This window comes from Acidovorax sp. JMULE5 (assembly GCF_013376875.1).
In the GTDB taxonomy this organism is placed as follows: domain Bacteria; phylum Pseudomonadota; class Gammaproteobacteria; order Burkholderiales; family Burkholderiaceae_C; genus Acidovorax; species Acidovorax facilis.
In genome coordinates this window covers 1,820,958-1,843,640 of sequence record NZ_CP035951.1, presented here as the reverse complement: position 1 = coordinate 1,843,640, position 22,683 = coordinate 1,820,958, and the positions used below count along the sequence as shown (strand labels likewise).

Annotated in this window: 20 protein-coding genes and 1 pseudogene; 13 read left to right on the top strand and 8 right to left on the bottom strand. The window is 63.6% G+C overall.

The features are described 5' to 3' along the window. Nucleotides 1-46 precede the first annotated feature (46 nt). Nucleotides 47-1,084, top strand: coding sequence for a tripartite tricarboxylate transporter substrate binding protein (locus tag EXV95_RS08290; RefSeq protein WP_176886476.1), 1,038 nt, complete (start codon nucleotides 47-49; stop codon nucleotides 1,082-1,084). 169 nt (nucleotides 1,085-1,253) lie between these two features. On the opposite strand, the gene EXV95_RS08285 is transcribed toward EXV95_RS08290, so the two are convergent. The 4 genes from EXV95_RS08285 to dnaG all read right to left on the bottom strand — a co-directional run bounded on the left by EXV95_RS08285 (nucleotide 1,254) and on the right by dnaG (nucleotide 8,987). After that, nucleotides 1,254-2,867 (bottom strand): methyl-accepting chemotaxis protein, encoded by a 1,614-nt coding sequence (locus EXV95_RS08285; protein WP_233559230.1) that lies wholly within the window; start codon nucleotides 2,865-2,867, stop codon nucleotides 1,254-1,256. Nucleotides 2,868-2,982: 115 nt separating this feature from the next. Further along, nucleotides 2,983-4,002, bottom strand: a complete 1,020-nt coding sequence (locus EXV95_RS08280; protein ID WP_176886475.1) for a tripartite tricarboxylate transporter substrate binding protein — start codon at nucleotides 4,000-4,002, stop codon at nucleotides 2,983-2,985. Nucleotides 4,003-4,314: 312 nt separating this feature from the next. After that, entirely contained in the window at nucleotides 4,315-6,684 is a 2,370-nt protein-coding gene (rpoD, locus tag EXV95_RS08275) for an RNA polymerase sigma factor RpoD (RefSeq protein WP_176886474.1), read from the bottom strand. A 257-nt stretch (nucleotides 6,685-6,941) separates the two neighbouring features. Further along, nucleotides 6,942-8,987: a DNA primase gene (gene dnaG / locus EXV95_RS08270; protein ID WP_176886473.1), complete on the bottom strand. Its 2,046-nt coding sequence runs from the start codon at nucleotides 8,985-8,987 to the stop codon at nucleotides 6,942-6,944. 60 nt (nucleotides 8,988-9,047) lie between these two features. On the opposite strand from dnaG, the gene EXV95_RS08265 reads away from it, so the two are divergent. Genes EXV95_RS08265 through EXV95_RS08255 form a run of 3 tightly spaced genes read left to right on the top strand, consistent with a single transcriptional unit; the run spans nucleotide 9,048 to nucleotide 13,522 of the window. Then, nucleotides 9,048-10,151 (top strand): PotD/PotF family extracellular solute-binding protein, encoded by a 1,104-nt coding sequence (locus tag EXV95_RS08265; protein WP_176886472.1) that lies wholly within the window; start codon nucleotides 9,048-9,050, stop codon nucleotides 10,149-10,151. Between the two features lie 3 nt (nucleotides 10,152-10,154). Then, the gene (locus tag EXV95_RS08260; protein ID WP_255484960.1) at nucleotides 10,155-11,825 is read left to right on the top strand and encodes a diguanylate cyclase domain-containing protein; all 1,671 of its coding nucleotides are present in this window, start codon (nucleotides 10,155-10,157) and stop codon (nucleotides 11,823-11,825) included. 50 nt (nucleotides 11,826-11,875) lie between these two features. Next, entirely contained in the window at nucleotides 11,876-13,522 is a 1,647-nt protein-coding gene (locus EXV95_RS08255) for an acyl-CoA synthetase (protein ID WP_176886471.1), read from the top strand. Nucleotides 13,523-13,531: 9 nt separating this feature from the next. On the opposite strand, the gene EXV95_RS08250 is transcribed toward EXV95_RS08255, so the two are convergent. From EXV95_RS08250 to EXV95_RS08240, 3 genes are all read right to left on the bottom strand, one after another. Next, on the bottom strand, nucleotides 13,532-13,795 hold the full coding sequence (locus EXV95_RS08250) for a hypothetical protein (RefSeq protein WP_176886470.1): 264 nt from the start codon (nucleotides 13,793-13,795) through the stop codon (nucleotides 13,532-13,534). Further along, the gene (locus tag EXV95_RS08245) at nucleotides 13,792-14,289 is read right to left on the bottom strand and encodes a hypothetical protein (RefSeq protein WP_176886469.1); all 498 of its coding nucleotides are present in this window, start codon (nucleotides 14,287-14,289) and stop codon (nucleotides 13,792-13,794) included. Before EXV95_RS08245 ends, EXV95_RS08250 begins: the two co-directional genes overlap by 4 nt. A gap of 191 nt (nucleotides 14,290-14,480) precedes the next feature. Beyond that, complete coding sequence (locus tag EXV95_RS08240; protein ID WP_176886468.1) at nucleotides 14,481-15,380, bottom strand: AraC family transcriptional regulator; 900 nt, start codon at nucleotides 15,378-15,380, stop codon at nucleotides 14,481-14,483. 171 nt (nucleotides 15,381-15,551) lie between these two features. Here EXV95_RS08240 and EXV95_RS08235 point away from each other — a divergent pair, with 171 nt between their 5' ends. From EXV95_RS08235 to EXV95_RS08225, 3 genes are all read left to right on the top strand, one after another. Further along, nucleotides 15,552-16,118 (top strand): carboxymuconolactone decarboxylase family protein, encoded by a 567-nt coding sequence (locus EXV95_RS08235; protein ID WP_176886467.1) that lies wholly within the window; start codon nucleotides 15,552-15,554, stop codon nucleotides 16,116-16,118. Between the two features lie 237 nt (nucleotides 16,119-16,355). Next, nucleotides 16,356-16,985: a pyridoxamine 5'-phosphate oxidase family protein gene (locus EXV95_RS08230; protein ID WP_176886466.1), complete on the top strand. Its 630-nt coding sequence runs from the start codon at nucleotides 16,356-16,358 to the stop codon at nucleotides 16,983-16,985. 219 nt (nucleotides 16,986-17,204) lie between these two features. Further along, nucleotides 17,205-17,966, top strand: coding sequence for a sulfite exporter TauE/SafE family protein (locus EXV95_RS08225; protein WP_176886465.1), 762 nt, complete (start codon nucleotides 17,205-17,207; stop codon nucleotides 17,964-17,966). Nucleotides 17,967-18,138: 172 nt separating this feature from the next. Here EXV95_RS08225 and EXV95_RS08220 read toward each other — a convergent pair. Next, nucleotides 18,139-18,452: pseudogene (locus EXV95_RS08220) on the bottom strand (IS110 family transposase); the annotation flags it as partial. Between the two features lie 171 nt (nucleotides 18,453-18,623). Between EXV95_RS08220 and EXV95_RS08215 the strand changes: the two are divergent. The 6 genes from EXV95_RS08215 (at nucleotide 18,624) to EXV95_RS08190 (ending at nucleotide 22,615) form a co-directional block, all read left to right on the top strand. Beyond that, entirely contained in the window at nucleotides 18,624-19,466 is an 843-nt protein-coding gene (locus tag EXV95_RS08215) for a DUF2726 domain-containing protein (RefSeq protein ID WP_176886464.1), read from the top strand. A gap of 145 nt (nucleotides 19,467-19,611) precedes the next feature. Continuing rightward, nucleotides 19,612-20,097, top strand: a complete 486-nt coding sequence (locus EXV95_RS08210) for a hypothetical protein (protein WP_176886463.1) — start codon at nucleotides 19,612-19,614, stop codon at nucleotides 20,095-20,097. Nucleotides 20,098-20,161: 64 nt separating this feature from the next. After that, entirely contained in the window at nucleotides 20,162-20,536 is a 375-nt protein-coding gene (locus EXV95_RS08205) for a hypothetical protein (protein WP_176886462.1), read from the top strand. Nucleotides 20,537-20,618: 82 nt separating this feature from the next. Then, complete coding sequence (locus tag EXV95_RS08200; RefSeq protein WP_176886461.1) at nucleotides 20,619-21,179, top strand: hypothetical protein; 561 nt, start codon at nucleotides 20,619-20,621, stop codon at nucleotides 21,177-21,179. Continuing rightward, nucleotides 21,173-22,174, top strand: coding sequence for an IS481 family transposase (locus EXV95_RS08195; protein WP_176886460.1), 1,002 nt, complete (start codon nucleotides 21,173-21,175; stop codon nucleotides 22,172-22,174). The genes EXV95_RS08200 and EXV95_RS08195 overlap by 7 nt, the downstream gene beginning before the upstream one ends. A 126-nt stretch (nucleotides 22,175-22,300) precedes the next feature. Next, a complete protein-coding gene (locus tag EXV95_RS08190; protein WP_176886459.1) occupies nucleotides 22,301-22,615 on the top strand; it encodes a hypothetical protein in 315 nt (104 codons plus the stop codon). Nucleotides 22,616-22,683 lie beyond the last annotated feature (68 nt).

The window sequence follows — 22,683 nt, the reverse complement described above, 5'->3', positions numbered from 1 at the left end:
GCAGACCACCGCCCAGGGTTCCCTGACCACGACCGGAGACAAACCCATGCCGCGCACCACCACTGCCCCCGCTTCACCCCACGACACGCCTGCCGCCCGCAGCGTGCTCACGCGCCGCCAGGCCCTCGCCACCGGCGCCGCCGCGCTGGGGGCTGTGGCCTGGGGCCTGCCCCGCCTGGCCCGTGCCCAGGGTGATGGCAAGCCGCTGCGCGTGATCCTGCCGCTGTCGGCGGGCTCGGGGGCCGACGGCGCCATCCGTGCCATCAGCACCAGCCTGGCCAAGGCGCTGGGCCAGCCCGTGGTCATCGAGAACCTGCCGGGCGCGGGCGGCATCACCGGCACCACGCAGTTCGTGCGGGCGCCCAAGGACGGCTCGGTGATCGGTGTGGTGTCCAACAACCATGTGGTCAACCCCAGCGTGTACAAGAACATCCCGTTCGACTCGCTCGCCGACATCACGCCCATCACCATCCTGGGCGCCACGCCCTTCGTGCTGGTGGCCCACCCCTCGGTGCCCGCCAAGACCGTGCAGGAGCTGATCGCGCTGGCCAGGGCCAAACCCGGCGTCCTCAACTACGGCTCGTCGGGCAACGGCACCATCCTGCACCTGGCCGCAGCCATGTTCGTGGACCAGGCCAAGGTGTCGATCCAGCACATTCCCTACAAGGGCATGGGCCCGCTCATGAACGATGTGCTGGGCGGCCAGGTGCAGTTGGCCGTGGTGGCGGTAGCGCCTGCGGCAGCGCACATCAAGTCGGGAGCGCTGCGCGCCCTGGGCGTGACCACTGCCAGCCGCGTGCCGTCGTTGCCCGGTGTGCCTACCATTGCGGAGCAGGGCTTGCCGGGCTACGAGCTCGACGGCTGGATCGCCCCGGTGGGGCCAGCCGGCCTGCCCAAGGCCGAGCTGCAACGCCTGTACGCCGCCTTCAAGGCCGCGATGGAAATGCCCGAGGCGCGCGACGCGCTCATCGCCCAGGGCTACGAAATCAAGCTCACCCCTCCGGAGCCAGCAGCCGCGTTCTTTCGATCCGAGGTGGCGCGTATGGCGCAGGTCGTGAAAAACGCCAACGTGACGATGGATTGACGCGGGGCTGCCGTGTGGGGAGTGGTTGCCCGAAGGGCGTAACGCGCCGTCGCCCCGCATGAGGTCGTCTGCCGGGTCAGGCTACGCTCGTTCGAGCCGCAATTTGAAGATTTTTGGGCGCTAGCGCTTATTTGATAAGCGCTGATAGCTATGTTTTTTATAGCAATTCTCAGCCCTGCGGTGCCGTCAGGGCGCGCTGCCCAGCCGGGTGGTGGTGAAGGTTCTGAAGCTGCGGCTGCTGATGGCGCAGGCGGAACACCTCCACGGCCTCCACCAGCTGGCGGGCCTGGCCGCTCAGGCTGCCAGCGGCGGCTGCGCTTTCTTCCACCAGGGCGGCGTTTTGCTGGGTGGTTTCGTCCATGCGCACGATGGCCTGGGTGACGCGCAGCATGTCGGAGGTCTGGGCCGCGCTCGCCTGGCTGATTTCGTCCATGAGCGCGCTCACGCCCTGGATGGACGAGACGACTTCACCCATGGTGCTGCCCGCGTTGCGGGCGAGGTCAGAGCCGGCCTGCACGCGCTCCACGCTGGTCTGGATCAGCGCCTTGATCTCGCGCGCGGCGCTGGCACTGCGGGTGGCCAGGTTGCGCACCTCGCTGGCCACCACGGCAAAGCCGCGTCCTTGCTCGCCGGCGCGGGCTGCTTCCACGGCAGCATTGAGCGCCAGGATGTTGGTCTGAAACGCGATGCTGTCGATGACGCCGATGATGTCGGAAATGCGGCGTGAGCTGTCTTGAATGCCCTGAACCACCGTCACCATCTGCGTTACCACGTCGCCACCGCGCTGGGCCACCGATGCGCCGCTCTTGGCCAGCTCGCTGGCACGTTGGGCGTTGGAGGCGTTTTGCTGCACGGTGGCCTGCAGCTGCTGCATCGAAGAGGTGGTTTCGTCCAGCGACGAGGCCTGCTCTTCGGTGCGCATGCTCAGGTCCACATTGCCTTGGGCAATCTCGGCGCTGGCACTGGCCACGCCCTCGGCGTTGCTGCGCACGCCCGACACCACGTTTTCCAGGTTCTCCTGCATGGTGCGCAGGGCTTCCAGCAGCCGCGCGGGTTCGTCCTTGCCATCGACCTCGATGGTGGTGGTCAGATCGCCGGCCGCCACCTTGTTGGCCACCGAGACCGCCACCCGCAGCGGGCGCACTACCGAGCGTGTGAGCAGCCAGCCCGCACAGCCGCCCAGGGCCGTGACCAGTGCCAGCGCTACCAGGCTGCTGATGAGCGCACGCCGCGCGCTCAGGGCCGCCTGCTCTGCAATGGTCGCGCTGCTGGCGGCCACCTGCTCGCTCAGTGCGGTGAGCAGCTTGGCCGGGCCCTGGTCGATGTCGGCCACGTCCGCGTCACCCGCAGAGGGCACAAAACCGAGCGACTGGAACACCTCAAAACCCTTGCGGTAGCCCTGTGCCATCTGCGCGTGGGCTTGGGTGAATTTCTGCAGCGCTGCCTTTTCCTGCGCATCGGTCAGTTGCGGCTCCAGCGCCTTGGCGGCGTCGGCCACCCGCTTTTCACTGGCCTGGAACGCTGCCCAGTGCAGTTCGCGCTTGCGCGAATCCTCACCCCGCAGCAGGGTGTTCTTCCACTCCTGCACCTGGGTCTTGAACTCGTTTTCCATGCGGCTCACCGCACGTTCCTGGGCCACGCGTTCCTGCACCGTGGTCTCGTAGGTGCCCAGGCTGCTGTACAGCGCCGCAATGCCGAACAGGGCAGCGCCCAGCAGGAGCGCGAGCACCAGGCCCAGTGCGGTGGCCATGCGTGCGCCGATGGAGTGGTTGGACATTTTCATCGGTCAGCTCCCAAGGTTGATCTCGGTTTTCCATCTTGCTGCACGTCGCCTGCAACCTGAAACCGGTATGGCCCGAGGGTGGCGCCCCGCAGTCGCACAGAGGCCTTGTTGCACTTCATGCCTTCAGCTTGAGCAGGTACACCATCACCCGTGCCGTGGTGAGGTCCAGTTCCATGAACTCTGCCAAATCCTTGCCCGTCAGCCAAGAGGGTTCCCAGCGATTGCTTTTGAGCGTGCGCAGCCAGGATTCATGGGCGGTAGCGGCCTCCACGGCGGCCAGCATCTCGGCCATGCGGGCGCTGGGCACCCCTTTGCCGGTGAACACGCCCCGCCAGTTGGCCATGGTGGCATCCAGCCCCTGCTCGCGGAAGGAGGGCAGGCCGAAGGCGCTGCGGCGGGACGACACGCCGATGGCGCGCAGTTTGCCTGCGGCTATCGCATCACTGAATTCGCTGTAGCCCGACAGCCCCACCGCCGCGTTGCCCGACACCAGGGCGTCCACCACTTCAGAGCCACCGGGGAAGGGTTTGTAGACCAGGTCTTCCGGCTTGGCCTTGGAGGCACGGGCCAGCACCCCGGCGAAGATGTGGTCCACCCCACCGGCCGAGCCCCCCGCCACCGGCAGGGCGCGCAGGTCGGCGCGCATGGCATCGGCCAGGTCCTTGGTGTTCTTGATAGGGGATTTGGCGGCTACCGCTGCCACCAGGTAATCGCTGGTGAGCCGGGCAATGGGCTGGATGTGGCTCATGTCGACGGCGGGCTTTTGCAGCGCCACGGCACCCACCATCACCATGCCGCCCATCAGCAGGGTGTTGGGGTCGTTGCCGTATTTTTCGGCGTATTTGGCCAGACCGATGGTGCCGCCCTTGCCGCCAACGTTCTCATACTCGATCTGGTCCGCTGCGCCCACAGCGGCCAGGGCCGCTCCCAGCGCGCGGCCCGTCTGGTCCCAGCCGCCCCCGGGGTTGGCCGGGATCACGATGCGCAGTGTGCCCGCCAGTTTGGGGGCCTTGGGGGCGGTGGGGCGGGCTGCCGTGGCGCTGGCTTGCGCCCATGCGGCCGGGGTCAAAGCGGTCCACGCCGTAGCGGCGAGTGCAGCATGTGCGAGTGCCTTGCGGCGGCTGAGGGGGGTCATGGGGTACCTCGTGAAAACGCGGGGGTGAAAAGCATGTCCTTCACGCAACCGGACAGCAGGGTCGGCTTCTCTGCGCAGCCTCGCCGCAAGAGGGCGGCTTGCAACGCTGCAGGGAAGTCTCCCAATTTTTGATTGGACGTGGTGGCAATGGTCACCATCCAAGCTGTCAGTCTGCTGTCGGGAGTATCAGGGTAAACGCGCTGGGCCTTGCGCAACGGATTGGCCATGAAAAACGCCCTGCGCCGCAATTGCGGGGCAGGGCGTTGTACTGAACGAATGCTGGGGTTCAGTGTGCCGCTGGCTGGGCAGGGATTACAGCGAGTCGATGAAGCTGCGCAGCTTGTCCGAGCGGCTGGGGTGCTTGAGCTTGCGCAGCGCCTTGGCTTCTATCTGGCGGATGCGTTCGCGCGTCACGTCAAACTGCTTGCCCACTTCTTCCAGCGTGTGGTCGCTGGTCATCTCGATACCAAAGCGCATGCGCAGCACCTTGGCTTCCCGCGGGGTCAGGCCGTCCAGGATGTCCTTGACCACGTCGCGCAGGCCGGCCTGCATGGCGGCTTCGATAGGGGCGGTGTTGGCACCGTCCTCGATGAAGTCGCCCAGGTGGCTGTCGTCGTCGTCCCCAATCGGCGTTTCCATGGAGATCGGCTCTTTGGCGATCTTCATGATCTTGCGGATCTTGTCCTCGGGAATCTCCATCTTGGCCGCCAGGATGGACGCATCGGGCTCGAAACCAAACTCTTGCAAGTGCTGGCGGCTGATGCGGTTCATCTTGTTGATCGTCTCGATCATGTGCACCGGGATACGGATGGTGCGCGCCTGGTCGGCGATCGAGCGGGTGATGGCCTGGCGAATCCACCAGGTGGCATACGTCGAGAACTTGTAGCCCCGGCGGTATTCGAACTTGTCCACCGCCTTCATCAGGCCGATGTTGCCTTCCTGGATCAGATCGAGGAACTGCAGGCCGCGGTTCGTGTACTTCTTGGCAATCGAGATCACGAGGCGCAGGTTGGCCTCGATCATTTCCTTCTTGGCATCGCGCGAGGTGGCTTCACCTTCGTTCATGCGCTTGTTGATGCCCTTGAGCTCGGCCAGTGGCACCACCACGCGCGACTGCAGGTCCATCAGCTTTTGCTGCAGGTCCTGGATGGGCGGGATGTTGCGCGCAATGATGGACGACCAGGGCTTGCCAGCAGTGGCCTGCTTTTCGACCCACTGCAGGTTCAGCAGGTTGGGCGGGAAGTCCTTGATGAACGTCTCTTGGGGCATGCCGCACTTGTCCACGATGATGCGGCGCAGCTCGCGTTCCTTCTTGCGCACATCGTCCACCTGGCCACGCACCATGTCGCACAGCTTCTCGATGGTCTTGGCGGTGAAGCGGATGGTCATCAGCTCGGCCGACAGGGCCTGCTGCGCCTTCACGTACGCAGGGGTGCCATAGCCTTCCTTGTCGTACACCTTGTGGACCTTCTCGAACAGCTCGCGCAGCTTGTCGAAGCGCTCCAGCGCCTGCTTCTTGAGTTCTTCGAGCTTCTTGGTCAGCGCCTTGGAGCCGCCCTTGCCGTCGTCGTCATCGGCTTCGTCGAATTCGTCGAAGTCTTCTTCGGCCACATAGTCGTCGGCCTCGTTGGGGTTGGAGAAGCCGTCCACGATGGTCGAGATCACGACCTTGCCTTCGCGGATGTCTTCGCCCATATTCAGGATCTCGGCGATGGTGGCGGGCGATGCGCTGATCGCCTCCATCATGGCCATCAGGCCGCCTTCGATGCGCTTGGCGATTTCGATTTCACCTTCGCGGGTCAGCAGCTCCACGGTGCCCATTTCGCGCATGTACATGCGAACCGGGTCTGTGGTGCGGCCGAACTCCGAGTCCACTGTGGACAGCGCGGCTTCAGCGGCTTCTTCTGCCTCTTCTTCGGTGGCGCCTGCGGGGGCGTTGTCCGTGATGATCAGCGCCTCAGCGTCGGGCGTCTGCTCGTACACCGCCACACCCAGGTCGTTCAGCGTGGTGATGACGGCTTCGAGGGTTTCTGCATCGACCAGCTTGTCGGGCAAGTGGTCGTTGATTTCAACGTGGGTGAGGTAGCCGCGCGTCTTGCCCAGCTTGATCAGGGCCTTCAGGCGCGCACGGCGCTTGGCCATATCCTCTTCGGACAGGACGGTTTCGTCCAGGCCGAATTCCTTCATCAAGGCGCGTTCCTTCGCCTTGCTGATCTTCATGCGCAGGGGCTTGACCTTCTCAACCGTGGCTGCGGTTTCGGTGGTCTCTTCGACTTCACCTTCCAGGTCGGCCTCGATGTCGGACAGATCGGTGTCGTCACCGCCTTCGTCGCCAGCGGCCGCAGCCTTGGGCTTGCGTCCGCGCTTGGCGGGGGCTTTGGCTTCGGCGGCACCAGCGGCCTTGGCAGGGCGGCCTGGGCGCTTCTTTGGGGTTTCTTCGTCGTCGGATGCTGCAGCCTTGGCGCGGGCAGGCTTTTTCTTCAGCAATTCATCGGCAGCTTTGGTCAGCTCGGCAGAACTTTTCACAGGCACAGTTTTCACTTTCTTGGCAACCGGGGCGGGCGCGGCGGCAGCTTTTTGAGAAGCAGCCTTGGCCGGGGCTTTGGCAGCGGTTTTGGTGGCAGCCTTTGCGGCGGACCCTGGAGCAGACTTGAGTGGCTTCGCGGACTTTTGAGCGGGCATGGAACAACCTCAGGATCAAAAACGGACACAAAGAAAACGCAAGCGCCTCAGGTCCCGGCGCGGGTGGCAACGCAAAGCTACGAGGGCTTTGCGCTTTGAGGGGAGGCCCTCAGGGGCAAGATGTCTGGGCGATCATTTGGTGTGCAGTCCTTGCGATGGTTGGACGGTTGTGCGCGTTTGTCACGGTGGTCCGGCTCGGAGGTGCTGCTGTCGCTCTTGCCAATAACTAACCCTACATTATACCTTTGGCGCTGATTTCAAGCCGCCTTTGCAGCCACGCCGAGTAAAACCCTGCGCTTTTGTTCCAAAGCGCGGTAACGCTCCAGGGCCGTCGGGTCATCAGCCGCTTGGAGCATCAATAGCTTTTGCTGTGCCTCGATGTCTTCAATCTGCATGCGGTTGAGCAGGTCGCGCAGTTCCAGTCGCAGCTCCTGCATTGCGCCTTCAGTCTGGGCGTGCGAGCCCGTCATCACCTTGACGGCCAGCGCTTCGCATTCGTGCTCGCGCAGGCTTTCTCGCAGTACAGCCCAGGCCAGGGGGCCATGTTCATGAAACTGCGCTTCCAGCCAGCTGAACAGCGGGCCGTGGGGGGCGGGCTGCGCGCACAGGGTGGTGTGGTCGTCGTGGGTCAGCTCGTCCAGAAACACCATGTGCGACAGCAGCAGGCGCGCAGCATGGTCCGCGCGGCTGGCTGTGGGGGTGCGTGGCAGGCGGGGCTGGGGTGGCCAGGGGGAGTCCTTGTCCTTTTTCTTCCAGTTGCTCTTCCAGTCGCCACCCTTGCGGAATGCGGGCCTGTTGTTGCTGTAGCCGCTGCCATTGCCATAGCTGCCTGGATATCCTCCGGCCGGTTCCCCTTGGGGCGGCCACGTTCCGGCATCGGGCGGGGCGTCCCAGGACGGCGGTTCGTGATCGTAGGCCGCCGGGCCCTGCCGGGCTGGCGCACTGCCTGTGCCGGGGTGGCCAGAGTAGCCAGAGTGGGAGGACCGGGGTGCCTCGCGCGACGTGGCCTGGCACCACAGGTCGGCCAGGTCCTGGGCCTTGAGCTGGGTCAGGTCCGCCAGATCGCTGAGCACCTGGCGCTTGAGCACGCCATCGGGCAGGGCCGTCCACAGCGGGCGGGCGTTGCTGGCCATGTGGGCGCGGCCCTCGGCGGTGGCCAGATCGCAGCCATCACTTGCCGATTCAACCAGGAAGCGGCTGAGCGGCACGGCCTCGCTCACGTGCCGGGCAAAAGCGTCCGTGCCGTTGGCGCGGATGAAGCTGTCGGGGTCATGCTCTGCAGGCAAGAAGAGGAATTTGATGCTGCGCGTGTCCGTGGCGTGGGGCAGGGCGCCGTCGAGTGCCTTGCGCGCAGCGCGCCGACCTGCCGCGTCGCCATCGAAGCTGAACACCACCGATTCCGTGAAACGCAGCAGTTTTTGCACATGTTCAGGTGTGCAGGCCGTGCCCAGCGTGGCCACAGCATTCGGAAAGCCCAGCTGCGCCAGCGCCACCACGTCCATGTAGCCTTCGGTGACCAGCGCGTAGCCGTGCTCGCGGATGGCGGTGCGCGCCTCGAACAGGCCATACAGTTCGCGCCCCTTGTGGAACACCGGGGTTTCGGGTGAGTTGAGGTACTTGGGCTTGTCATCGCCCAACACCCGCCCGCCAAAGCCGATGCATTCGCCCTTGACGTTGCGGATGGGGAACATCACCCGGTCGCGAAACCGGTCATAGCGCTTGCCGCCATCTTCGTCGTTGACGATGACCAACCCGCTCTCTTCCAGCAGCGGGTCGTCGTATTGCGGGAACACGCTGGCCAGACTGCGCCAGCCCTCCGGTGCATAGCCCAGGCCATAGCGCTTGGCCACGGTGCCCGAGACGCCACGGCCTTTGAAGTAACCGATAGCGCGTTGTGACTCGCGCAGGTGGCGGCGGTAGGCGTCGGCAGCTTTTTCGAGCACATCGGTCAGCGTGGCCTGCTTTTGGCGGGCGGCGGCGGCGCGCTCTTTTTCCTGTGGGGAGATGTCGTCGTCCGGTACCTGCAGGCCCACCTGCTGGGCCAGATCCTGTACCGCCTCGACAAACCCCATACCCGCGTGTTCCATGAGGAAACTGATGGCATTGCCGTTTTTCCCGCAACCAAAGCAGTGGTAGAACTGCTTGGCGGGGCTGACGCTGAACGAGGGGGATTTTTCGCCGTGGAAGGGGCACAGCCCCATGAAATTGGCGCCACCTTTCTTCAATGGCACGTAGCGGCCCACGATGTCGACCACATCGACGCGGGCAAGCAACTCCTGAATGAAAGACTGTGGGATCGTCACACCCCGTATTGTCCGCGTAAACTATTTGTTACTAGATATTGCAGAAGCGGGGCTTTCGGCATGGCAGTCACGTTGCGGCACCAGGCGGTGGGTGGGGCAGGCACCCCGGCGCAGCACATGCTGCGGCGCCGGGATGTGGCTGTGCTGCTGCCGCTGGTGGCAACAGGCCTGTGGCCCACGGCCGCGCAGGCGGCGCCGGTGCTGCGTGTGCTGTCCTGGCCCGGGTATGCCGATCCCGATATCGTGGCGTTTTTCGAGAAGCGCCATGGCGCCAAGGTGGAGATCACCACCGTCGCCTCTGACGATGTGCTGCGTGCCAAGCTGGCCAACCCCCAGGGAGCCGGTTTTGACTTGGTGGCCGCCAACACGGCCGAAATTGCGCGGCTGGTTGCCCGCCGGCTGCTCGCACCGTTGCCCGTGCACAACATCCCCAACACCGAGCGGCAGCTGCCGCGCTTTCGGCAACTGCATGCCATCGCTGGCATTGCGCAGGGTTCGGACGTGTATGCGATGCCCTACACCTATTCAGAGATGGGGCTGATCTACGACCGCCAGCAGATCACTACTCCGCCTGCCTCCATTGCCGTGCTGTGGGACCCCCGCTGGCGCGGGCGCGTGCTGGTATTTGACGGCAGCAGCCACGGTTTTTCGCTGGCTGCGATGTACCGGGGGATGGCGCCGTTCCATATCCCCGCCGCGCAGTTCGGCCCGCTGGCGCGGGATCTGGTGGCCCTGCGCCGCAACGTGCGCTCGTTTTACAGCCTTCCCGAAGAGTCGCTGGAGCTGTTCCGCAAACACCGCATTGCGGTCATGCATGCCAACTATGGCCAGCAGCAGCTCAAGCAGTTGCGGGATGCGGGGCTGGATGTGGGCTACGTGGTACCGCGCGAAGGGGCGCTGGCCTGGCTGGACTGCTGGGCCATCACCCGCCGGTCCACCCAGGTGGCGCTGGCCACCGAGTGGATCAACTACATGCTCGAACCCTCCGTCAGCCGCGAACTGACCCGGCGTCAGGGCCTGGCCAACACTCTCGAAGAGCCGCCCGCGCTGTCGGGTGATGCCCCCGCAGGCGCCATCGTATGGCTGGAGCCCGTGGAGGACGAGGCCCGCCGCGCGCAGCTGTGGCAGCGCATCCTGTCGGGCGACCGACCGAACCGGTTCTGAGCCATGAAAACCCGCATGAAATGGGGTATTGCGCTGCGGCTGGGGATGCTGCTCGCGTCCTTCAGTGTGTTTGCGGCCATTCTTGCGGGTTACTACACCTTTGATTCCAGCCGCACGCGCCTGCAGGGGCGGGCCGAACAGGCGTTGCTGGCCACCACGCAGGTGCTGGCGCGCCACATGCAAGCCGGCTTTGGCACCGTGGCGCGCGACACGGCTTTTCTGGCCAGTGTGGCGGCCATAGAGCAGGACAAGAACGTGCTGGCTGATGTGTTCCGTGCCAGCTTGATCACCCACCCGAGCTACCTGCAGATCCGCTTCATTGGCGTGCAGGACTTTGGCCTGGAGCTGGTACGCATCGACCGCACGGGCGACGCGTGGGTCCGCGCCAGCGAGGACGAACTGCAGGAGAAGGCCCACTTCCCCTTTGTGTTCGAAACCCTGGCGTTGGCGCCGGGCGAGGTCTATGTGTCGGAGTTCGGCATCAACCACGAAGGCGCAGCCGATGCCGAGCCGCTGCCCGTATTCAGCATGGCTTCGCCTGTGGTGCGGGGGGGCCAGGTGCGTGGCGTGGTGGTGGTGCGTGTGGCGGCGCAGCATTTCCTGCGTAGCTTCAACACAGCGCTGCCCGCGCCTTATGGTTTCTTCCTCAGCAACCGCTGGGGCGATTTTCTGGTGCACCCGGACGCCAGCCAGACCTTCGGGTTCGACCGGGGCCAGCGCATCCTGATCCAGGACAGCTTTGCGCCCGTGGCCGCACTGGTCGGGGGCCGCCAGGAAGAGGTGGTGCTCAGCCTGCCGGGCACTGAAGACGAAGAGGCCCGCGTCTTCTCGTTCGTGCGCATGCCCTTTGGGCGTGAGGGGGAAGATCGGTTCATGGTGGTGGGGCTCTCGCAGCCACTGGCGGCGGTGCAGGGCGAGGTGGTGAACTTGGGCAACAGCATCCTCAAGATCCTGCTGGTGCTGAGTGCCGTGGGGGTGGTGCTGGCGGCGTTGGTTTCACGCGTGGTCACCCAGCCCCTCAAAGCCATGGTGCGCGCCACGCAGGCACTGCCGCAGGGCCGTCCCCACGGCGTGCTGCCGGTGGATCGCGAGGACGAGGTGGGTGATCTGGCGCGCAGCTTTCAAGACATGGAGCAGCAGATCCTGCGCCAGATGACCGAACTCAACGCCAGCCGCGATGCCATGGCCCACCTGGCACACCACGACGCACTCACCGGCCTGCCCAACCGCCGCATGTTCGAGCAGCGCCTGGCGCAGGCGCTGGAGCTGTCGCGCCGCAGCGGGCGTGACTGCGCGTTGCTGTTTGTGGACCTGGATGACTTCAAGGCCATCAATGACGGGCGGGGGCACGCCGTGGGCGACCTGGTGCTGCAGGCCGTGGCCCGCACCATCGTGGGGGCCGTGCGCCAGGCCGACACCGTGGCCCGGCTTGCGGGCGACGAATTCACCGTGCTGTGCGAGAACGTGGATTCCGAAGATGCGGCCCTGCAGATCGCTGCCAAGCTGGAGCAGGCCTTCGAGTCTCCGCTCGACATCGAAGGCCAACCCTTCCCGGTGCGCGCCAGCATCGGCGTGAGTCTGTTCCCGCGCGACGCGCAGGACGCGCACACGCTGCTGGCCAGCGCCGACGCGGCGATGTACCGTATCAAGCAGAGTCGCCGCCGAAGGGTTTGAGTCAGCCTGGGGCGGTAGGCTGCGTTCTGTTTACCTCTCAGCACCGACCCATGACCTCCATCTTTGACCAGCACCTGCCCCGCACCGAAGCCAACTTCGCTGCCCTGTCCCCCCTGTCGTTCATCGAACGCACGGCCGAGGTCTACCCCGACCGCCTGGCCATCGTGCACGGCGCGCTGCGCCAGACCTGGGCCCAGACCTACGCACGCTGCCGCCAGCTGGCCAGCGCCTTGGTGCAGGCAGGCATCGGAAAAAACGACACCGTGGCCGTGATACTGCCCAATACGCCCCCCATGGTGGAGGCGCACTTTGGTGTGCCCATGGCGGGCGCGGTGCTCAACACCCTCAACACCCGGCTGGACCCCGAAGCCATTGCCTTCATGCTCGACCATGGCGAGGCCAAGGCCGTGATCGTGGACCCGGAATTCACCGGCACCCTGGCCAAGGCACTGGCCCTGCGCACGGGCACTACCCCCATCCGCGTGATCGAGGTGCAGGACGCGCTTTATGGCCCCGCCGTTCAAAGCCTGGGCGGCACCGACTACGAAGCCTTTGTGGCCAGCGGCGACGCCACCTATGCCTGGAGCCTGCCCGCCGACGAGTGGGATGCGATTGCGCTGAACTACACCAGCGGCACCACGGGCAACCCCAAGGGTGTGGTCTACCACCACCGGGGCGCGGCCAGCAACGCCATCAGCAACGTGCTCGAGTGGGACATGCCCAAACACGCGGTATACCTGTGGACGCTGCCCATGTTCCACTGCAACGGCTGGTGTTTTCCGTGGACCATTGCGGCGCGCGCAGGCGTCAACGTGTGCCTGCGCCGTGTGGACGCCCAGGCTATCTTCGACGCCATCCGCACCCACGGTGTCACGCATTACTGCGGCGCGCCCATCGTGCATGGGCTGCTGGTCAACGCGCCCGAGGCCATGAAGGCGGGTGTGCCCGCAGGCGTCAAGGCCATGGTGGCGGGCGCCGCGCCACCGGCCTCGATGATCGAAGGCATGGAAAAGATGGGCTTCGACCTGACCCATGTGTACGGCCTGACCGAGGTCTATGGCCCCGCCACCGTGTGCGCCAAACACGAGGCCTGGGATGCCCTGGACATTGGTGAGCGCGCCCGCCTCAACGCCCGCCAGGGCGTGCGCTACCACCTGGAGCGCGACGTGCGCGTGCTGGACCCCGAGACCATGCTGCCCGTGCCGCAAGACGGCGAAACCATGGGCGAGATCATGTTCAAGGGCAACATCGCCATGAAGGGCTACCTCAAGAACCCCAAGGCCACCGACGAGGCCTTTGCAGGCGGGTGGTTCCACAGCGGCGACCTGGCCGTGCAGTATCCCGACGGCTACATCAAGATCAAGGACCGCAGCAAGGACATCATCATCTCGGGCGGCGAGAACATCTCGTCCATCGAGGTCGAAGACGTGCTCTACCGCCACCCCGACGTGCTGGCCGCCGCCGTGGTGGCCAAGCCCGATGCCAAGTGGGGCGAGACACCGTGCGCGTTTGTGGAGCTGAAGGCCGGTGCGCAGACCACGGCCGAGGACATCGTGGCGCACTGCAAGAAACACCTGGCGGGCTTCAAGGTGCCCCGCGCCGTGGTGTTTGGCGAACTGCCCAAGACCAGCACGGGCAAGATCCAGAAGTTTGAGCTGCGCAAGCAGGCCGGGTCGGCGGCCGCCATTAACGTCTGATCACCCGGCTCAGCCAAAACCGCACGCCAGCGTCTGCCGACCGCCATCGAGGTTGTATTCGGACTTCCAGTAGTGCCGGTCTTCGATGGCGGTGAACTCCACGCCAGGCCCGGTCGGGGAGGCCGTCGCGAAAGGGCGGCGCAGGATCACGAGCAACTCGCACCGGGGCGGCCTGTCCGCCACTTCGTCGATGACGTTGCCCTGCGCCAGCTCGGCCTCCAGGATCGCACGCAGCGGGGCGGCCAGCGCGGCGAGAACCTGCTGGCGGCTCATGCGCAGGGCTGGCTGGCGGCAAGGGGCCTCGCCGACCGCTGGGTCGCCGCATCGTCCAGCAGCCGCTGCAGCGCCTGCACCTGCCACTGGTGCTCCGGCTCAAACGCCGAGAGGTCTTGCACCGCATACCCGCCATAGGCATACACCGTGGCATAGGCCGCGTAGCTGGCGGCCTCCAGCGCCCGGCCCGCCAGCGCGTTGGCCACGGCGTAAGTGGCCGACACGGCGGCATGGGCCGACCCGTCCAGCGACTGCGAGCCCCGGTGGTGCGAGGCCACCGCTTTCAGCCGCTCTGCTGCGTTGGCCAAAGTGGCCGCATCCACCGTGCCCGCCGTGAACGCGGCCAGCACGTCGAGGCCAGCGATGGCCTCCGGATCTTCCAGCAGATGGCGCACACGCTGCACACAGGCCAGGCCAAAGGCTAGGCGCAGCGGGGTGTGGGCGTCGCTGGCCAGCCCGCAGTCGGCTGCCAGTTGGGTGAGAGCGGCGTTCATGGTGTGAGTCCTTTCCAGCGGCTGATCTATTTGCAGAGTTTTGCTATCAATTAAATAGCTGATCGCGCAATCAGGATAAGCGCCAGGGCCTGTTTTTATCAAAATCCTGGCGCTGCGCAGCCGGCGCTGGAAATTGTGGCGGCCCGTGGGCCGCGCGTCCAGCCGGGCAGAGGAGGTGGCGGCTTAGCTCGCTATGCCGCAAGGCCCTCCAGCCAGACCCGTGGCGACATGCCCACCTTCTGCGCAAACACGCGCGACAGCGCCGAGGGGTTGGCGTAACCCAACTCGTTGGCAATCGACTTCAACGACCGTCCGCCGCGCAGATGGGCCTGCGCCAGCGTCAGCCGCCAGTGCGCCAGGTAGTCGGCGGGGGTGTCGCCCACCACCGCCTTGAAGCGGGCCGCAAACGCACTGCGCGACATGCCTGCCTGCTGCGCCATCTGCGCCAGGCTCCATGGCTGGCCCGGCGCATCGTGCAAGGCGGTGAGGGCGCGGGCCAGGGCAGGGTCGGCGAGACCCGTGAGCAGGCCGGGCGGCATGTGCGCCTGCTCAGGGTGGTCCAGCAGCCAGCGCAGCAGCTGAAGCAGCACCACTTCAAACAGCCGGTCGGCCAGCACGCGGTGGCCGCAGCGCAGGCGGTCGGTTTCGGCAAACAGCAGGTCCAGGGACTGCTGCAGCCCATCCACCTTGCCCAGGGACAGCAGCACCAGCGGGGGCAGGGCGCGGGCCAGCGGGTGGCTGGCACCACCGTCAAAGTCCAGCGCCGCGCAGGTGAAGTCCGAGCCCTCCGTGGGCGCGTTGTGAAAAAAATGCTCCAGCGGCCGTGCGTAGAAGAGCAGGCTGGGCTCAGTCACCTCCAGCCGCTCCGGTGGCCCCGCCTGGGGCTGGTGCGTCACCACCATTTCGCCACGGCGCAGCACATGCAGAAACCCGCGCCCGGGCGCCGCCGCAAAGTGGGTCACGCCGCATAGCGGGCCGCTGTGGAACAGGTGGGCGCGCACCCGAAAGCGCTCCAGCAGCGACGACAGCCGGTCAAACGGAGCGGGTGCCTGCGTTGGCAGAGGCGTGGTGCAGGTGTCGCGGGTATTCATGGTGAATCGGGATGATTGGGTATGAATGGTGGATTTTATGTGCCAAATGGTACGCGCTGACGCTGGACACTGCAGGGGTGCTGAGAACAGGCACCCGGTGCTTAACCCCTTAGCCAAGCACCGGCCGTTTAAACCAAACCGTCTTTCATGACCTTCAAGGAAATCCACACCATGTCCGCTAACTCCTCCTCCGTTGCCCGCGTCCCCCTCGTTGACCGCGCCGCCGCCACCGGCCCCGTGCGCACCGTGCTCGACCAGATCCACGGCGCTTTCGGTGCCACCCCCAACATGTTCCGCGCGGTGGCCAACTCGCCTGCTGCTCTGCAAAGCATGTGGGCCGCCTTTGGTGCGCTGGGTGGCGGCGTGATCGGTGCCGCACTGGGCGAGCAGATCGCCGTGGCCGTGGCCAACCGCAATGCCTGCGACTACTGCCTGGCCGCCCACACCGCGCTGGGCCGCAAGGCAGGCGTGAGCGGCGACGATTTGGCCGCCGCACAGTCGGGCGAATCCGCCGACCCGCGCACCGCCGCCGTGCTGCGCTTTGCGCTGAAGCTGGTCAATGAACGTGGCCAGGTGGATGCCACCGATGTGCAGGCGCTGCGCGACCACGGCTGGAGCGACGAGCACATCGTCGAGATCGTGGGCCATGTGGCGCTCAACCTGTTCACCAACTACGTGAACGTGGCGCTCGCGGTGCCGGTGGATTTCCCCGGCGTCAAGCTGCGTCCCGCACGCTGAGCGAAGGAGCGGCGCGTGTCTTGCCCACGGGCCGGATTGCGCTCCGCCCCTGGCGCGGCATGTGCCGTGCCAGTGCCATGCGCTGGGGGCAGGGCAGTGGGGCCGGCACTCCCACGTGCCGGACTCCATGCGTGCGCTTTTTGCACGCGTGACCTGCCGCAAAGTCGTTTGTCGGGGCGGCGGGCCTGCCGCACCATGGCTGTTCTGTTGCCACCCTACCCCAAGGAAGCTACCGCCATGACCCCCACCCGCGACGAGCACGCCATCGACACCCTGCCACGCCTGGAGGCCTTGCTGGGCCCACTCAGCGATGCCTCCGTCCACAAAGAGCTTCCGTATGTGCACCCCGCCTACCGCGCCATGATCGCGGCGTCGCCCTTTGCCGTGCTGGCCACCACCGGCCCTGGCGGGCTGGACGCCTCGCCGCGTGGTGACCCGGCGGGCTTTGTGCAGCTGCAGGACGATAAGACCCTGCTCCTGCCCGAGCGCCGTGGCAACAACCGCGCCGACAGCCTGCGCAACATCGTGGCAGACCCGCGCGTGGCGCTGCTGTTTCTCATCCCCGGCGTGGGCGAAACCCTGCGCGTCAACGGCCACGCGCGCATCAGCGTGGCGCCCGACCTGATGGAGCGGTTCGTGGTCAACGGCCAGCCGCCCAAATGCGTGATCGTCGTTGATGTGCAAGCCGTGTACTTCCAGTGCGCCCGCGCCATCCAGCGCTCGCGCCTGTGGAGCGCTGTACCGCCTGGCACCCCGCGCACGGTGCCGACCCCCGGCGCCATCCTCGCGTCCATCACGCAGGGCCGGTTTGACGGCGCCACCTACGACCGCGAACTGCCCGCGCGCCAGCAAGCCACGTTGTATTGATGGACAAGGTGTGTGCGGGCCAAGGTGCTCCTGTGCCCGAGTGCGCCTGCGAACCAACCTGCACAATGGACACGGCTGGCTCGGTAGCCCCTTAAAACGAATTGCGTGTCTGCGATCTACCGAAGCCGTTCAGGCTGAGCTCGTCGAAGCCTTGTGCAGCGCTCCGACAAGCTCAGCGTGAGCGGATTGTTGAACGCAGCCGATAGCAGTGGAGGTGCAATGGATTCCGTGCTGTTGATCGTAGCCCTGGGCGCCGTGGCCGCCGGGTTTGTGCAGGGCCTGTCGGGCTTCGGCTTTGGCATGGTGGCCATGTCGTTCTGGGCCTGGACGCTGGAGCCCCGCCTGGCCGCCGTGTTGGCCGTGTGCGGCGCGCTCACGGGCCAATTGGTGGCAGCGGCCACCGTGCGCCGGGGTTTTGACCGGGCGCGCCTGCTGCCCTTTGTGCTCGGCGGCCTGGTGGGTATCCCGATCGGCGTGGCCGTGTTGCCCCGCCTGGACATGGATGCGTTCAAGGTCATCCTGGGCACGCTGCTGGTGCTGTGGTGCCCGGCCATGCTGATGGCCAAACAGCTGCCCCGCATTACCCGGGGCGGCCGCGTGGCCGACGCGGTGGTGGGTTTGGCGGGCGGGGTGATGGGTGGCCTGGGTGGCTTCACCGGCGTGCTGCCCACGCTGTGGTGCACGTTGCGGGGCATGGACAAGGATGTGCAGCGCGCCATCATCCAGAACTTCAACCTGGCCATGCTGCTGGTGACCTTCATCACCTACCTGGCCACCGGCCTTGTCACCCGCGAAGCGCTGCCGCTGCTGGCCATCGTGGTGCCCGCCATGCTGGTGCCGACGCTGCTGGGCGCCAAGCTGTACCACGGCATCAGCGAGGCGAGGTTTCGGCAGATTGTGTTGGGGATGCTGACGGCGTCGGGGGTGGCGATGTTGGTGGCGAGCGTGCCCAAGCTGTTGGCAAGGTGGGGGTGGTTGTGAGATTGCTCACCTATTGATAGCTGCTAGCGCTTGATGGATAAGCGCTAGAGGCATTTTTTATTAGATCCAGCGGACAGGCAGTGCCCCTGGCAGCCACTTTCACTACGTGGTGTAGGTCATGGGGGGTGGACACATCACTATGGCCCAGCAACACGCGGTTTTTGTTGCCCTTGACGGCTTCACAGATGGCAGCGGCATCAGCCGCCTCGTTCTTGCCGCACTTGCCCGAGAGGCGGTAGGGGACGACGAACTTGGGCGCCATCAGGCGCACGGTGTGGCCGAACCTCTGGAATTCTCGAGCCCAGTGGTGGGCGCCAGAGCACGCTTCCATGCCAATGAGACACGGCGGCAGCACGGCGATGAGTTCGAGCAGCTTGGCACGCGGCACGCTGGGACGCAAAAGTACCGGCTTGCCTGTGGCATCAACGCCATGTACGGCAAAGACATTCTTGCCAGATTAATTCCAATGGTAACAATGGTAGACATGGACTTCCCCTTTCAACAAACGAGTGAGTTGATGAGAGATCGAACTTCCCATCGTGGCACCTGGATGCCTTGTCCCGCAACTGCGCGGCTCACTCGGGACGGGGAAGTCCCTTTCATTCGTTAGGCGTCTTTGGAGACATGAACTCGCGACTACTGAATCGATATGAAGAGGTGACCTACTCTGCTCTGCAGCAGGCGTGCTCGTCGAACGGCGCGAAGGTCTTCCCGAAGGTCCGCGTTGGAGACGTGTTTCCACTTAGCGGAAGCGGGGTGTCGTCCGAGCACTACTCCTATGGGCTACGTGCTCACTTCGATTTCTTGGTCACGAACAGCGACTACATGCCCCTATTCAGCGTCGAGTTTGACGGCCCTCTTCACAAGACCAGCAGTGTGCAGAGCGGCCGGGATCGGCTGAAGAACGATCTGTGCGAACGGTTCTCGCATGGGCTGCTCCGAATCAACTCCAACTATCTGTCCAGAAAGTTTCGCGGTCTTGACTTGCTCAGTTACTTTGTAGATGCATGGTTCCTCGAAGATGCGTTCTACAAGGCACAAGAGAGTGGCTCCGTGCCCTACGACGAGCCATTCGACATGACTTTCTTCTACACAAATGGCTCGGACTCGGGCGCAAAGTGGCCCTACTGGCTCTCGCTTGATGTCCAGCTCGCTCTTCAGAGACTGCACAAGAATCGACAGATTGGGCAAATGGCTCCGTCTCATCACGTGGGAAAGGACAGTGACGGGAACTACCGGTGCCTTACCTGGGTGGTATTCGACGAGAACCACGTGGTGTACGCAACAACCGGGATGAGAGCACAGCTATTCTCCGCGGTAGATAAGGCAGATCTAATCAGCATGCTCGCGATGTTTGATCTTTACGAGAACATCAAGCGGGCGCTCTCGGGAGAGCTGAGCCTACTCTGTGATCGCAACTCATTCTTTACCGTTTATCAACCACATTTCGAGCAGGCATACGGCATGGTCAGCGCAGGGAGTTGCGGGGCAACCGTGTGAAGACGCCTAACCACTCGCTCGAGCGGAGCGCCAACGGCAGGCCACCAGGCCCGGGCTGGTGGTACGCGTTACATTTTCACCAGCCCGGGCCTGGCGTCCTGCCGTCGTCGCCCGCTTAGCTCGAACGTTAAACATAAAAACGACCATGCTCGCTGAGATAACTGCAGCCGTTCAAAGTCTTCGTACCTTAGGCGAATTAGCCAAAGCGGCAAACTCTCTTTCAAATCAACAAGAAATTGTGATGGCTGTCTCCGATGTCAATTTCAGGTTGATGGAAGCAATGACAGTTGCACTTGCAAGTCAAGAACGCCACTCTGCGTTATTGACTCGAATCTCTGATTTGGAAAAAGAAATCAATGATCTGAAAATTAAGCAATCTGCTGCTGAGAAATACTCGTTGCATAAATTTCCAACCGGCACTTTCGCATACCGCTTAAAGGATGAGTACGAAGAAATACAGCCTGGACATTACCTTTGCATCAAATGTAATGACACAGGAATTCACTCAAAACTTCAACCGTTTGGAAGTAGGCGGTTGAAGTGCACAACCTGTCAGACCGTGATCCAAACTGAAGCGGATCCACCATCTCCACCTAAAAAATACGTTTCAACTGCGCGCCCAAGGTGGTGATGTCTAACTCGTCGCTCAAGCAGACCCGCATACTGCGGGCGGCTTATTTTTTTCGTTAGCCCGCATGAAAGACTTCGACCGTGTCGCCTTCACCGCGTTGTTTCTCGCAACTCTGCTTTCGGTCCTGCTCGCCGGCGCTTGGTTGTGTCTCGGCGATCGGGTCTGGGTGAAATGGCTAGGTAGCGCTGGCCTGCTGGCAACGCTGGCTGGCGTGGTGCAACTTGAAGTCAGCGGGTTCTTCGACAAGATAATGCAAGAGTACGGGGATGAGGAAAAGTATCCGTACGGTCCTCCCTCGCGAATCACCCGCGAAATTATTGATAACCCTGATACTCCCACTCGAACATGGCTCCGCAATATGCTCTTCTTCCGTGTGCGGACAGGGTTCTGGCTGATTGTTCTGGGGACTCTTGTTCAAGTCGGGGCAGTATGGGCGTAGCGCGCTTGTGGACTAACAGGTCGCCCCAGCGGACGGCGTCGCCGCCCGCTGAGCTTATTTGTTAGAGTTACTAGGATTATCAATGAAGGCCATCATCAATAAGTGCACAAGAGAAGATTTCAACTACCTATCGGAGGTTCTTGATAGCTACCTTTCTTTCACTGATGACAAAAGAAGAAAGGAATTGCTCGTCGCGAGTGGCAGCCACGTTCAATCGCGGGCTCAACTGATTGAATTGATGGACAAGCAAATCAAATACTACGGCTCATCTGATATTGCTTATCTAAAAAGAGCTATTTTTGGAGATGATGGTGGCATAGAAGCAAAGGAAATCGTGGAAGATGTTTGTTCAAAATTAAAAGTAAATATTAAGCTTGGCGGATCAACTGAGTCTAGATTGGAACGTCTGGTTAATGCCGTCGTTGAGAAAGAGCTGCTTAGCAAAACTCCAGAAGAGCTTGCTGCTGCCTTCAAGGGTATGGGGGTTGGTGACGTTGATAGAGACCTCATCCTTGAGCACCTTAAGTGTCGCATCCCGGACGATTGCATAGACTCCAAACGCTATCCACTCTTCATGGCGCGAGCGGTTCTAAAGGAGTTGATAGAGTCCTTGCAATCCACCCAGGGAGTGAAGCCATGTTGATAGCCCTGCACAAGAACGCCCGCACCACGCCCGCCGTGCGTGCCGAGATCGCAGCCAGCGATGAACCAGCCAGCGTCCTGGCCCAGCGCTTTGGGATCACTGAGCAGACGGTCTACAAGTGGAAGAAGCGTTCCGTCTTTGCAGACCGCTCTCACACTGCCCACCACCTGCAGACCGTGCTTACGCCAGCACAAGAAACAGTGGTGGTTCACTTGCGGCGTACCTTGCTGCTGCCTTTGGATGACCTGCTGGCCGTGACACGGGAGTTCATCTGTCCCCATGTCTCGCGCTCCGGGCTGGACAGGTGCTTGCGCCGCCATGGAGCGGGCAACCTCAATGCTCTAAAGCCCCAGCAGCCTGCGCTGGCCTACAAGACCTTCAAGAGCTACGAGCCAGGCTACGTGCACATGGACGTGAAGTACCTGCCCCAGATGCAGGATGAGAGCAGCCGGCGCTACCTGTTCGTGGCTATCGATAGGGCCACGCGTTGGGTGTTTGTGCAGCTCAAGTCCAACAAGACCGCCGCCAGTGCACAGGCCTTCCTCAAGGCGTTGCACAAGGCCTGTCCGATCAGGATCAACAAGCTGTTGACCGACAACGGCAAAGAGTTCACGGACCGTCTGTTTGCCAGCCGGGAACGCGAACCCAGCGGCAACCATGAATTCGATCAACTGTGCCAGGAGTTAGGCATCGAGCACCGACTGACCAAGCCCAGAACACCCAGAACCAACGGCATGGTGGAGCGATTTAACGGCCGCATTGCGGACGTTCTGAAGACCCACCGATTCAACAGCCGCGAAGACATGGAGCAGACCTTGTTGCGCTATGTGGCGTTGTACAACCACCAGCTACCGCAGTCAGCGCTCAAGAGCAGTACGCCGATGCAGGCGATGAAAGAGTGGTACCAGACCCACCCGCACCTGTTTCTCAAGCGACCATATGATCGTCCGGGATGCGACATCTACGCTCCGATCGCTGATGTCGGAAGGGATTGACCCCCCTCAATCGTGCTGTGGCGACAAATGCGATGGTTTTTATACCGGCGTTGGGCTGCACCAGGCCCACCGCCGAGGAACGCAGGCATTGCCGTCCGAACTCATGAACTTCACTGGGAGTGCAAATTGTCAAACTTCTACATGCCACTTCAGCTGGCCCCTACAGCGCTCTCCCAGCCCATCCTTCCCAACTGGTCGTTCAATCTCTTTCAGGTCAACTTGGGCGCGACTTCAAACGCCAAGGTGGAGCAAGCCGCGCTGGAGAAGGTTGGCAGTTACGGCAAGCAAATCGGCAGGCTCGCAGAGGCTCTGGAAGTTGTGATCCACCAACTCCATCTTCTCGACAGCGCGGACCTTTCGCGTGAAGACAAGGATGCCCTGCAAGTATTCCTTGGCGACGTTGCAGCGGTTCGCAAGATCAAGGCAGGCCTTCAGCCCTGAATGGCCTGTTCGGGCACAGCTTGTCGAAGCCTTGCGCGTCGCTTCGACAAGCTTGTGGGGCTCGCAGC